We start from the raw sequence: 12,898 nt of genomic DNA, 5'->3' as shown, positions 1-12,898 counted from the left end.
GCCGGTCACGGTGCCTCGCGCCGCCGCGCGCCTCTAAAGGTCCGCAGCAGGCCGAGGCCGACCAGCACGGCCCCCGCCGCCAGCGAAACGCCCAGCAGCAGCGTCAGCATCGCATCGCTCCATCCCGGCCACAGCAAAGCCGCGGTCGCCGCCGCCCACAATGTCGCGAGCGCCGGCAGCCACGCGCCGTAGTCGCGCACCCGGAAGGGGTGGACGAAGTGCACCGGCGCGAAGGTGAGAAGCGCGAGCAAGCACACCACCACTGCCCCGGCGCCCGTTCCCGGCCGGCCCACGAAAAGATAGAGCGCGGCGACGTGCCACAAGCTCGGGAAGCCGCGGAAATAATTGTCCTCAGTCTTGAGATCTCGCCGCGTGAAATTGTAGAGCGCGGAGACGAGGATCGCCCCCGCAAGCCACGGCGCCGCGGCGGCCGGGATCAGCCCTGATCGCCAAAGGAACACCGCTGGCACGAACACATAAGTGAGATAGTCGACAATGAGATCGAGGCTGTCGCCGTCGATCCGCGCCGCCCGCGTCTTGACGTGCGCCCACCGCGCCAGCGAGCCGTCCACGCCGTCCACCACCAAGGCCGCCACCAGCCACAGCAAGGCGCGCCGCCACTGCCCCTCGAACGTCGCCATCAGCGCAAGAAAGGCGATGACGGCACCCGTCGCGGTGAAGGCGTGCACCGCCCACGCCAGCGCCGCCTGCCGCCTCAGGGGCGTATCGGGCGCGTCAGGATCGATGTGGACGGTCATTTCGTTACGGGACGCGAACTCCCGCCGCGCCAGACCTGTTCCGGGAGCCCCGCTACCCCACGTTATCCCGGTCAGCTCCGCCACCCTCCGATTGGAGTCGGCGAAGAGCGGCGCCAGCGCCCGGCGGAGCCCCGGATCGCGGCGGGTATGCGCCGGCTTACGGGACCGCGGCCATGGCGCCGCGCCGGTGCATTCCGGCTAATGGAGCGTAGCGGGACCCTTTGCTGGCCTGAACGGGACGTAGTTTTGCGTTCATGCAACCTCCCGCGCCGTGGCCCTTTGTATCGGCGGCGCCGTGTAGGAGGCGCTTCGATCAAGCGAGGTTGTTATGAAAAAGATTCTGGCAGTTGCTCTCGCGGCAGGCGCCGCGCTCGTCGCGGTTGCTCCCGCCGATGCCGCACAGGGCTGCGGGCGCGGGTTCCATCGCGGACCCGCCGGCCATTGCCGGCCGAACCGCGGGCCGGCCGTCGTACGGGTGGCGTCGGGCGGCCTGGTCATCGGCAACTTCTACAGCGGCCGCGGCTATTGGGACGGCCAGCGTTACTACCAGCATCGCTACCGGCAGCGGAACGGCTGGCGCTACCGGTAATCGGCTCCGTTCGCACCCGTGCGGGCTCCGGGTGGAACGGCCGGGGCCCGCTTGCGGCGATTGACGGGAGCAAATCGCGGTCGCGGCGACGCAATGGGACAGGCTCCTCCCCTCCGCGCTACCGCCCCGGCGGCCGAAACGTGATCAGCCAGTAATCCGGCACCGCGTTGAGGCGCAGCGGGAGGTTGCTCGTGCCGACGCCGCCCGAGACGATGATCGTCTTGCCGCCGGGCTCGTCGTAGCGTCCGCAGGCGTAGCGGATCGGGTGCTTGTAGGGGAGGTAGAGGGGGCCGATGAACGGCAAGGCGATCTGGCCGCAATGGGTGTGGCCGGCGAGGAACGGCGCCGCGGGGGTGGCGCCGCGCTTGAACGGCACCGCGCCGTGGCTGAGCAGGATCAGCGGCCCGCCGAGCGGCGCGGCCGCGGCGAGGGTGGCGGCGACGTCGTCATGGCCGGTATACGCGTCGTCGATGCCGCCGATGGTGACCGGGCCGCGGCGCACGGCTGCGTTCCTGAGGACGGTGATGCCGGCGCCCTGCAGCAGCGCCGTCCAGGCCGCGGCATCGTCCCAATGGTCGTGGTTGCCGAGCACCGCCACGACGCCGAGCGGCGCCTTGAGCTGACCCAGCGGCGCCGCCGCTTCCTCGCGGCTGTAGGCGGAGCCGACCAGCTTGGGCTCGCCCTTGTAATCGCCGCCCAGCAGGATGAGGTCCGGGTGGAGCCCATTGATCGCCGCGACGATGCGGCCGAGCCGCGCCGGGCTCTGGTCCGGCCCGCCCATATGGGTATCGGTCAAGAGGACGACGCGGAGCGGCTTCGTATCGCTGGGGTAGCCGGCGAGGTTGACGGTGGTCTCGCGCAGCACCGGCATCATGCGCGCTTCGGCATACATCCAGAGGAGGAGGAGCACGCCGAGGAGGAGCGCCACGGGCAGCACGCGCCGCCGGCGCCGGGGCCTCCTCGGCAGGTCGCGATCCATGGCTGCTTCGTCCTGCACGCGCCGCTCCCCGGGGTCTTAAGGCGCGCGCTTAGCGAAGGCAGTGCCGCGCTGGCAATCGGCGCCGCGCATGATAACCTGTCGTCCGGAAAAGAAGAGGAGGTAGGAGATGATCGCCATTCGGATCGCGCTGGCGCTGCTGTCGGCCGCCGCCACTCAGCCAGCCGCGGCGGCCCAGCACGAGGGTGCCGCGCCGGCTTCGCAGGACGACAGGGATCGGGCCGAAGTCGACCGCGCCACGCTTCTCATCAAGGCGGGCAAGCCGGACGAGGCGCTGGCGGTGCTCGACCTCTTGATCGCGGCCCAGGAAAAGAGCCGCAAAGCCGATCCGCGCCAAACCTATTGCGCCCGCAGCATCCAGGAGACGATCCTCTACGCCGGCATGGGCGCGAAGGAGAAGAAGAACACCGTCGTCCTCCCCCAGTCCGCTTGCTATTCGATGTTCCTGAAGGGCTTCGCGCTGATCGACTTGAAGCGGCACGACGAGGCCAAGGTCTGGTTCGAGCGGGCGCTGGCGATGGCGCCGTCCAACAGCCAGTTCATCGGCGAGCTCGGTGAGTGGTACAAGAGCCGGCGCGACTGGGACAAGGCTGCTGCGCTCTACGCTGAGGCTGAAAGCGCCTCCCTCCTCTCCCCCGCCGACTCGCAGGTCTTCGACAAGACGCGCGCGCTGCGCGGCCGCGCCTTCGTCCTCGTCGAACGCGGCAAGCTCGACGAAGCTGAGAAGCTCTACCGTCAGTGCCTCACGCTTAACCCCGACGACGCGCGCGCGAAGCAGGAGCTCCAGTATATCGCCGAGCAGCGCGGCAAGAAGATCTAGACCGCTTTCTTCCTCGCACTCATCGCGGCCCGGAAGCGGGCGGCCCAGCCGGGGTTCTCGCTCTGCTCCGGGCGAACGAGGGCCAGCGCGTCGGCGGCGACGTCGCTGGTGATCACCGAGCCGGCGCCGACGATCGCCCCCGCCCCGATCGCCACCGGCGCGACGAGCGCGGAGTTCGAGCCGATGAAGGCGCCCGCGCCGATCGTCGTCCCATATTTGAAGAAGCCGTCATAATTGCAGGTGATCGTCCCGGCCCCGACATTCGCGCCGGCACCGATGTCCGCGTCGCCCAGATAGGAGAGGTGGTTGGCCTTGGCGCCCTTGCCGAGGCGGGCCTTCTTGGTCTCGACGAAATTGCCGACCTTGGCCTGCTCGCCGATCTCCGTCCCGGGCCGCAGGCGGGCGTAGGGCCCGATCTCGGCACCGGTCGCGACGGTGGCGCCCTCAATGTGGCTGAAGGCGCGGATGCGGACGCCGGAGGCGATGCGGACGCCGGGGCCGAAGACGACGTTGGGCTCGACGATCGTGTCCCGGCCGATCTGGGTGTCGTGCGAGAAGAACACCGTTTCCGGGGCGGCGAGGCTCACGCCCTCCGCCATCGCCTCGGCGCGGCGGCGGCGCTGCCAAAAAGCCTCCACTTCGGCGAGCTCGCCGCGGCTGTTGATGCCCGCCACCTCGTCCGCATCGACCTCGATGACGGCCGAGCGGCGGCCGTCGGCGGCGGCGATCATGACGATGTCCGGGAGATAATATTCCCCCGCCGCATTGTCGTTGCCGACCCGCGCCAGGAGCGGCCACAGATCCTCCGCGCGCGCCGCCATCAGCCCGGAATTGCACAGGTCGACCGCCCGCTCCGCCTCGGTGGCGTCCTTATATTCGACCATATTCGCGATGTTGCCGTCGACATCGGCGATGACGCGGCCATAGTGGAGCGGATCGGCCGGCCGCGAGGCGACCACCACCACCGCCGGCCCGTCCGCCGCGCGCAGCCGCTCGAGCATGCGCTGCATCGTCGCATTCGTCACGAGAGGCGTGTCGCCGTAGAGGATGAGGACGTCGCCCGCGAACCCGCTGAGCGCCTGCTCGGCCTGCTGGACGGCGTGGGCGGTGCCGTGCTGGGGGTCCTGCACCACCACCACGCCGCCATGCTGCGCCACCAGCGGCTCGACCTGCTCCCGCCCGCTCCCGACCACCACCACTTTGTGCGCCGGCTCCAGCGCGTCCACAGCGGCGAGCAGGTGCGCGAGCATCGGCCGCCCCGCGATCGGGTGGAGCACCTTGTGCAGGTCGGACTTCATCCGCGTCCCCTTGCCCGCGGCAAGGATGATGGCGGCGACGGGGCGGCTGGTCGTCATGCCGGCGCGTGTCGCACGATAAGGTTGAAACTTCCAGATTGTGCCGACAGGGCGGAGCGAATGGCCCACCTCCCCTTCGACGTCGTCGCCTTCGATCTCGACGGCACCCTCGCCGACACCGCGCCAGATCTCGCCGCGTCGCTGAACCACGCGCTGGCGGCGCTCGGACGGCCGACGGTGCCGCCCGAATCGGTGCGCTACCTCGTCGGCCACGGCGCCCGCGCGCTCCTCCGCCGCGGCCTTGCCGTCAGCGGCGAGGCGCCGGAGGACCTCGTCGACGCGGGCATGCCGATCTTCCTCGATTTCTATGGCGAGCACATTTGCGACGGCACCCGACCCTACCCCGGCGTCGAGGCTGCCCTGGACGCGATCGAGACCGCGGGCGCGCGGCCGGCGCTTTGCACCAACAAGCCGGAGGCGCTTACCCGCAAGCTCCTCGACGCGCTCGGCTGGCAGCGGCGCTTCGCATCGATCGTCGGCGGCGACACGCTGGCCGTGCGCAAGCCCGATCCCGCGCCGCTCCTGGAGGCGATCGCCCGCGCCGGCGGCGGTGGGGCGGCCGCCTTCGTCGGTGATTCGATCACCGACGCCGATACCGCCAAGGCCGCCGGCCTCCCCTTCGTCGCGGTCAGCTTCGGCTTCCGCGACCGGCCGGTGGAGGAATTGGGGGCCGACGCAGTGATCGACCGGTTCGACGATTTGATGCATGCGCTGCAATCGCTGGCAGCGAAGGAGGAACGGGCATGAAGAAGTATCTTGGTTACGCGGCGTTGGCGCTGCTGACGGCCGCACCGGCTGGCCTCCTCGCCCAGACCGACCCGATGACCCCCGACATGGTCGCCCGCTACGAGCGCGTGCGGCCCAACGCCGATTATGTCCGGCGCGAAGTGATGATCCCGATGCGCGACGGCAAGCGGCTCTACACCGTCATCGTCATGCGCAAAGGCACGCGCGCCGGCCCCATTCTCCTTACCCGCACCCCCTATGACGCGGCGAAGACCACCTGGCGCAACCCGAGCCAGAAGATCGAGGAAATCCTTCCCGTCATGGACGCGGAGTTCGTGAACGACGGCTATATCCGCGTCTATCAGGACGTGCGCGGCGAGCACCGTTCCGAAGGCGAGTATGTGATGACGCGGCCGCTGAGGGGGCCGCTCAACCCCACCGCCGTCGATCATTCGACCGATGCGTACGACACGATCGACTGGCTGGTGAAGAACGTCGCCGAGACCAACGGCCGCGTCGCCATCACCGGCTCCTCCTACCCCGGCTTCACCTCCCTGATGGCGCTCATAGACCCGCACCCTGCGCTCAAGGCCGCGGTGCCGCAGAGCCCGATGGTCGACGGCTGGATGGGCGACGACTGGTTCCACAACGGCGCCTTCCGCCAGACCAATTACGACTACCTTTCCGGCCAGACCGCCAGGGAGGGCGGCGGCCCCGTCCCCTACGGCGCCGGCGACGATTACAGCCTCTTCCTGGACGCCGGCTCGTCCGGCGACTTCGCCCGCGCCTACGGCCTCGACGCCTTCCCCTTCACCCGCAAGATCATCGAGCACCCCGCCTACGACCGCTTCTGGCAGGAGCAGGCGCTCGACAAGCTGCTCGCGAAGCGCAAGCTCACCGTCCCCACCATGCTCGTCGTCGGCCAGTGGGACCAGGAGGACAGCTACGGCGCCCCGGCCGTCTACCGCGCCCTTGCGCCGCAGGTCGCCCCGGGCAGCGACATGCTCCACCTCGTCATCGGCCCGTGGCGCCACAGCGGCGTCAATTACGAAGGGCGCAGCCTGGGCGCGCTGGACTTCGAGGGCGACACCGCCCTCCAGTTCCGCCGCGACATTATGAAGCCCTTCCTCGACCGCTATCTGAAGGACGGCGCGCCGCAGGGGACGACTCCGCCGGTCGTCACCTACGCGACCGGCATCAACCGCTGGGAGTCGAGCGCCGCCTGGCCTGCCGGCTCGGCGCGCCAACCCTTCTACCTCCAGGAAGGCTTCGGCCTCGGCGATCGGCCGGGCGCCACCGGCAAGGACAGCTACGTCTCCGACCCCGCCCATCCGGTGCCGTTCGTCGCCCGCCCCGTCCACATGCGCGACAGCGACGTGTGGCGGACCTGGCTGGTCGCCGATCAGCGCTTCGCCGACGGCCGCTCCGACGTCCTCACCTATACGAGCGCGCCGCTGACGGCGCCGGTCCACCTCGCCGGCGCGCCGCAGGTCGACCTGTTCGCCGCCACCACCGGCACCGATTCGGACTGGGTGGTGAAGCTGATCGACGTCTACCCCGCCGAGCTCTCCGCCAGCCCGAAGCTCGCCGGCTACGAGCTCCCCATCGGCGTCGAGATCTTCCGCGGCCGCTACGTGCACGGCTTCCCGACGCCAGGCGCGCTCACGCCCGGCAAGGCGACCGAGTTCAAATGGTCGCTGCCCAACGTCAATCACGTCTTCCGGCCCGGCCACCGCATCATGGTCCAGGTCCAGTCGAGCCTGTTCCCGCTCTACGACCGCAACCCGCAGACCTACGTCCCCAACATCTTCAACGCCAGGCCCGGCGATTACCGCACGGCGACGCAGAGTGTGTTCCACGGCCCCGGCCACGCCAGCGCGGTCTGGCTGCCGGTGGTCCCGTAGAAAGGCCTGCAATCCGCCCAATCTGGCGTTAAAAAAACATTGCCCGGCAACCACTTCCCCCGGTAAATGAACAAAAGTTTAGCGGGAAGGGTCATCGGGGATGTTGAAGCGGCTTGGCACGAGCGGGGACGACACGTTCGTCGGCGGTAGGGTCCGCGCGTTCATCGAGGGGTTCGGCGGCAACGATCATCTGACCGCCGGCACGGCCGACGCTCTCCTGGACGGCGGCGACGGCGACGACGTGATCAACGGCGGCGCCGGCAACGACCTGCTCCTCGGCGGCGACGGAAACGACCTTCTGTTCAGCAGGGAAGGCTCGGACACGCTCGATGGCGGCAATGGCGACGATTATCTGGAAATGGACACGCTGTTCGGCGGCGTTCCGCTGTCCCAGTCCTTTTCCGCCTATGGCGGCGCCGGGAACGACCGCTTCTACATCAGTTTCTCCACCACCGCCTCGGCCACCATCGACGCCGGCGACGGCGACGACATCGTTCAGCTCGCGTCGGGCAACGGCCCGCTGATCCTGACGCTCGGCGCCGGCAAGGATCTCATTCTGATCCAGGGCGGCAGCTACAGCACCTATCCAATCACGGTAACCGACTTCGCGGCGGGCGACGGCGGCGACCGGATCGAGTGGACGTCCTATTTCATGAACTTCTCCGGGAGCCGGACGCTCACCGGCAACCCGTTCGGCGCGGGCCTCGCCAAGGCGGTTCAGTCCGGCACCTCGGTCGTCATTTCCTTCGATCCGGACGGTCCGGCCGGCTTCCAGACCTTCCAGCCGGTCCTCGTCCTCCAGAACACCAACCTCTCCGCGCTCACGGCGTGGAACCTCGGCGGCATGGCGGCGGACGGCTCCGCGTCGGCCGGGGTGACGGTGGCCGGCGGCGATACCGGCCAGTTCCTCTACGGCACGACCGGGGCCGATGCGCTCACCGGCGGCGCGGGCGACGACGTCGTCTTCGCCGGGCTCGGCAACGACACCGTCTATGGCGGCGGCGGCAACGACCAGATCGACGCCGGACCCGGCGCCAATTATGTCGACGGCGGGCTCGACGACGATGTGATCATCGGCGGCAGCGGCGCCGACACGCTGATCGGCGGCGAAGGGAACGACCGCATCACCGCGACCACCGGCGGATCGGACACGCTCGACGGCGGCAACGGCAACGATACGATCAGCCTGTCGCTGAAAACCGGCGAGACCGGGCACGTCACCGGCGGCGCCGGCAACGACAGCGTCTCCTTCGTATCGACCGCGGGGAACGCGACGGTCGACCTCGGCGACGGCGACGACCGCCTCACCCTCGGCATCTTCTCGGGAAACGTCACCGCCACGCTCGGGGCCGGGGTGGACACCGTCGGCTCCGCTACCGCCTCCTCGAGCACCGGCACGACCTGGTCGGGCACCCTTAGTGTTACCGACTTCCAGGCCGGTGACGGCGGCGACATTCTCGACCTCATGGCCCTCTTCACCGCCAACCTCAGCGGCTGGAGCGGCGCCACCAATCCGTTCGGCAGCCAGGCCCGCCTGGTGCAGAGCGGCGCCGACACCTTGCTGCAAGTCGACAAGGTGGCCGGCCAGAATGCCTGGCGCACCGTCATCGTCCTCCAGAACACCGTCGCCTCCGCCCTCACCACCTACAATCTGCACGGCCTCCCCGCGGACGGCTCCGCCGGTCCGGGCCTGACCCTGACCGGAACGGATCTCGGGAACAGCATCGCCGGGACGATCGGCGCGGACACGATCGACGGCCTCGGCGGCAGCGACAATCTCACCGGCGGGGCCGGCGACGACACGCTCTACGGCCGCGACGGCAACGACTTGCTCGACGGCGGGCTCGGCGTCGACACGGTTTACGGCGGCACCGGGAACGACACAATCACCGTCACGGCAACCGGCGGTGCGGACACGATCCACGGCGATGATGGCGACGACAGGATCACCAGCGCCGGAATCGGCGCCCACCTCTTCGGCGACGCGGGCAACGACACGATCGCCGACACGGGCGGGGCGGCCGAGATCGACGGCGGCGACGGCGACGACATCCTCAGCGCAACGCCCGCAACCGCGGCCGTCACGGCGATACGCGGCGGGGCGGGCAACGACCACATCGCCGTCTCCGCCCAGAACGCCGCCGCGTTCCAGATCGATGCCGGCGACGGCGACGATGTCATCACGATCGACAGCCACGGCAGCGTCGCGGTGACGCTCGGCGCAGGCTCGGACCTCCTCGACCTGCAGATATTCGGGTCCGCGCTTCCCAACCCGACGATCACGGTCGCCGATTTCAGTGCGGGGGCCGCGGGCGACCGGCTCGGCATCCTCACCTTGCTCGACCAGACAAACTGGAATTTCAGCAGCGATCCGGTCGCGGCCGGCTATCTGCGCCTTGTCCAGAGCGGCGCCGATACGCTCGTCCAGATCGACAGGGACGGGCCGGGCGGCCCGCTCGGCTTCACGGCCGCCGTGACGCTGCAGAATGTCGACGCCGCCGCGCTGACCCGTGAGAATCTCGGCTTCGGCACCGACGCGGCCGAAACCTTTCAGCTCACGCACGCCAGCGCCGGATCCTGGAAGGGTTTCGCCGGCGACGACATCTTCTACTTCGGCGCGGCCTTCACGACGGCCGACGCGGCGGAGGGCGGCGCGGGGACGGACTCGGTGGTGCTGCAGGGGGATTATTCCCAGGGGCTGCTGTTCAGCCAGGACGCGCTCACCGTCGAGGGCCTCACGCTGCTCGGCCACGCCGACACCAGCATGGGCGGAGGCGGCGTCGGCCCGTTCAATTACGTCCTCCAGCTCATGGACGGGGCCACCGAGGGGCAGTTGCTCGTCGATGCGAGCGGCCTTGACGCAACCGAGACGCTGAGCTTCGACGCCGCGGACGAGAGCAATGCCAGCTTCACCGTCCGTGGTGGCGCCGGAGCGGACGACATAGTCACCGGCAGCGGCGACGACACGATCGACGGCGGTGCCGGGGCCGACATCATGGCCGGCGGATCCGGCAACGACATTTATTATGTCGACACTGCCGGCGATCAGGTGATCGAACTCGACGGCGACGGGACGGACAAGGTCGTCACCGACCTCGCCGCCTACACGCTCGGAACCGCCCTCGAGAACCTCACCGGTACGGCGACCGGCGGACAGACGCTGACCGGCAACGCGCTCGCCAACGACATCGAGGGCGGCGCGGGCGGCGACGTCATCGAGGGCGGGATTGGCAATGACCGCCTCGTCGGCGGCGCCGGAAGCGACATCGTCAGCGGCGGGGAGGGGAACGACTTCATCGTCTATCGCGCCGCGCCGGGAAGCGGCGACGTCGATACGGTCGACGGCGGCGCGGGGCTGGATCGGCTCTACGTCAACTTCACCGGGGCGCCGCTCCTGGCCTCGGTGACCCACAATGCCGACGGCTCCTATTCCGGCACTTTCTCCGACGGCCTCGGCGAACGTGTGGACTTTACCGGCATCGAGAGCTTCACCCTCGTCGGCGGCGACGGGGCGGACCATATCGACGGCGGCGACGGCAGCGACGTGCTGGACGGAGGCGCCGGCGACGATGTCCTGTCGGGCGGTCTGGGCGACGACATTCTTCTTGGCGAGGCGGGCAGCGACGTCCTCGTCGGCGGTCTTGGCAACGACGTCTATTATGTCGACGATGCGCGCAACGTCGTCGTCGAGCAGCCGGGGGAGGGCTATGACGAGGTCGACAGCAGCCTTGCCACCTACACGCTCCCCGACAACGTCGAAGTGCTCGCAGCCTCGACCCAGACGGGCCAGACCCTGATCGGCAACGGCCTTGCCAACGAGATATATGGCTGGGACGGCAACGACGTCATCGACGGCGCCGCGGGAGCCGACCGGATGGTCGGCGGCGCCGGTAACGACGTGTACGCGGTCGAGAATACGGGGGACGCGGTGGTCGAAGCCGCCGGCGCGGGCACGGACGAGGTTCGCACCACGCTCGCCGCCTATACGCTCGGCGCCAACCTCGAAAACCTGACCGGCACGAGCGCGGCCGGCCAGCACCTGACCGGCAATGGCGCAGCCAACACGATTTCCGGCGCGGCCGGGGACGACGTCATCGACGGCGGCTTCGGCGGCGACACCATGCAGGGCGGGATCGGGAACGACACTTATTATGTCGACAACGCCTTCGACGTGGTGATCGAGCAGCCGGGCGAGGGCACCGACACCGTCTATACGACCGTCGGCGACTATACGGCGCCGGCTAACGTCGAGAATGTCACCGGCGTCGTCTCGGCGAACATTATCCAGCGGGTGCTGCGCGACAATGCTCTGGACAACCTGCTCACCGGCGCCGGCGACACGAGCTTCTTCCTGCTGGCCGGTAACGACACGGTCGTCGGCACCTCGGCGTTCGATACCGTCAACGCCTATTGGAGCGACTCCAGCCGGGACGTGAGCCTGCAGGTGACGTACGATCCGGCCACCAAGTTCGCCGGGTCGATCACCGACGGCACCGTCCGCAGCGTCCAGTTCACGCGCGCGGATTTCCTCGTCCTGAGGGCCGGGAGCGGTGCCGACTCGGTCAAGGTCGACTATAGCGCCGCCACGTTCGGGGGGAGCTGGACGCTGTCCCTGCTGCCGTTCATCAACATGCAGGGCTTCGACTATTTTGCCGATCTGAAGACGGGTTCGGGCGCCGACACGATCACCACCGGCACCGGCGCCTTCGCCGACAAGGTTTCCGCCGGCGCCGGCAACGACGTCATTTCCGTCTTCAACGGCAACGACCAGGTCGACGGCGGCTCCGGAACGGATATGCTTCACGTCTACTGGAGCAGCCTGACGGACGACATCAGCTTCGCCGCGCCGCTGACGCCGGACGCGGGCGGAGGATATGACGGCAAGCTCGCGGGCCCCGGCTACAGCGTTGCCTTCACCGGCATCGAATCGTTCGACCTCAACGGCGGGTCCGGCAACGACGTCCTGGCGGCAGGCAGCGGCAACGACACGATCATCGGCGGCGGCGGCAACGATGCCATCACCGGCGGCGGCGGCACCGACGCGCTGGACGGCGGCGATGGCGACGACATTGTCACCCTCAGCGGCGGTGGCACGGCCTACGGCAATCTCGGCTTCGACCGCCTGGTCGTCGACTGGTCCGCCTATACCGCGGCCATCACCTTCAACGCCAACCAGGCCGGCCAGGACGTCTACGGCAACGCTCAGATGGCCGGCAGCCTCTTCCTCACCTTCAACTCCTTCGAGCGACTGACGCTGACCACCGGCTCCGGCAACGATGTCATCACCGCATCCAGCGGGCCGGACATCATCAATGCCGGCGCGGGCAACGACAATGTCACGGGCGGCGGCGGCGACGACATCCTGGACGGCGGCACCGGCGCCGACACGCTGACGGGCGGCACCGGCAACGACGTCTATTATGTCGACAGCCTCTCCGACGTCGTCATCGAGAATGCCGGCGAGGGCATCGACGAGGTCCGCACGACGATCGCCAATTATGTCCTCCCAGGGAACGTCGAGAAGCTGACCTATGTCGGCACCGGCGATTTCAACTTCACCGGCGGCAGCGGCAACGACAACGTCTCCGGCAATAGCGGCAACGACTTCTTCGACCTGACGCAGGGCGGCGCCGACAAGGCGTCGGGCGGCGGCGGCACCGATGCCTTCTCGTTCGGCGCGGCGTTCGGGGCCGGCGACTCAGTGGACGGCGGCGCGGGCGCCGACACCGTCGGCATCCGCGGCGATTAT

At 69.0% G+C, this 12,898-nt stretch carries 8 protein-coding genes; 5 read left to right on the top strand and 3 right to left on the bottom strand.

All coding sequences use genetic code 11. The features are described from left to right. Positions 1-5: 5 nt before the first annotated feature. Positions 6-758: a CDP-alcohol phosphatidyltransferase family protein gene (locus VGC56_RS12875; protein ID WP_464125413.1), complete on the bottom strand. Its 753-nt coding sequence runs from the start codon at positions 756-758 to the stop codon at positions 6-8. A 328-nt stretch (positions 759-1,086) separates the two neighbouring features. Between VGC56_RS12875 and VGC56_RS12870 the strand changes: the two genes are divergently transcribed. Continuing rightward, complete coding sequence (locus VGC56_RS12870; protein WP_464125411.1) at positions 1,087-1,347, top strand: GCG_CRPN prefix-to-repeats domain-containing protein; 261 nt, start codon at positions 1,087-1,089, stop codon at positions 1,345-1,347. A gap of 118 nt (positions 1,348-1,465) precedes the next feature. Here the strand turns inward: VGC56_RS12870 and VGC56_RS12865 are convergent, their stop codons facing one another. Next, positions 1,466-2,344: a metallophosphoesterase gene (locus VGC56_RS12865; RefSeq protein WP_464125409.1), complete on the bottom strand. Its 879-nt coding sequence runs from the start codon at positions 2,342-2,344 to the stop codon at positions 1,466-1,468. 109 nt (positions 2,345-2,453) lie between these two features. Here VGC56_RS12865 and VGC56_RS12860 point away from each other — a divergent pair, with 109 nt between their 5' ends. Then, positions 2,454-3,164 (top strand): tetratricopeptide repeat protein, encoded by a 711-nt coding sequence (locus VGC56_RS12860; RefSeq protein WP_464125407.1) that lies wholly within the window; start codon positions 2,454-2,456, stop codon positions 3,162-3,164. Here VGC56_RS12860 and glmU read toward each other — a convergent pair. Beyond that, entirely contained in the window at positions 3,161-4,519 is a 1,359-nt protein-coding gene (gene glmU, locus VGC56_RS12855) for a bifunctional UDP-N-acetylglucosamine diphosphorylase/glucosamine-1-phosphate N-acetyltransferase GlmU (protein WP_464125405.1), read from the bottom strand. The two genes, VGC56_RS12860 and glmU, sit on opposite strands and share 4 nt — an antisense overlap. 60 nt (positions 4,520-4,579) lie before the next feature. On the opposite strand from glmU, the gene gph reads away from it, so the two are divergent. From gph to VGC56_RS12840, 3 genes are all read left to right on the top strand, one after another. Next, on the top strand, positions 4,580-5,266 hold the full coding sequence (gph, locus tag VGC56_RS12850; protein ID WP_464125403.1) for a phosphoglycolate phosphatase: 687 nt from the start codon (positions 4,580-4,582) through the stop codon (positions 5,264-5,266). Then, positions 5,263-7,149: a CocE/NonD family hydrolase gene (locus VGC56_RS12845; RefSeq protein WP_464125401.1), complete on the top strand. Its 1,887-nt coding sequence runs from the start codon at positions 5,263-5,265 to the stop codon at positions 7,147-7,149. Before gph ends, VGC56_RS12845 begins: the two co-directional genes overlap by 4 nt. 100 nt (positions 7,150-7,249) lie before the next feature. Next, on the top strand, positions 7,250-12,898 hold a 5,649-nt coding region (locus VGC56_RS12840), incomplete at its 3' end, for a hypothetical protein (protein WP_464125400.1).

The sequence above is a fragment of the Allosphingosinicella sp. genome, assembly GCF_036403745.1.
In the GTDB taxonomy this organism is placed as follows: domain Bacteria; phylum Pseudomonadota; class Alphaproteobacteria; order Sphingomonadales; family Sphingomonadaceae; genus Allosphingosinicella.
The sequence above is the reverse complement of the archived record's forward strand: the minus strand, read 5'-3'. Positions and strand labels throughout refer to the sequence as shown.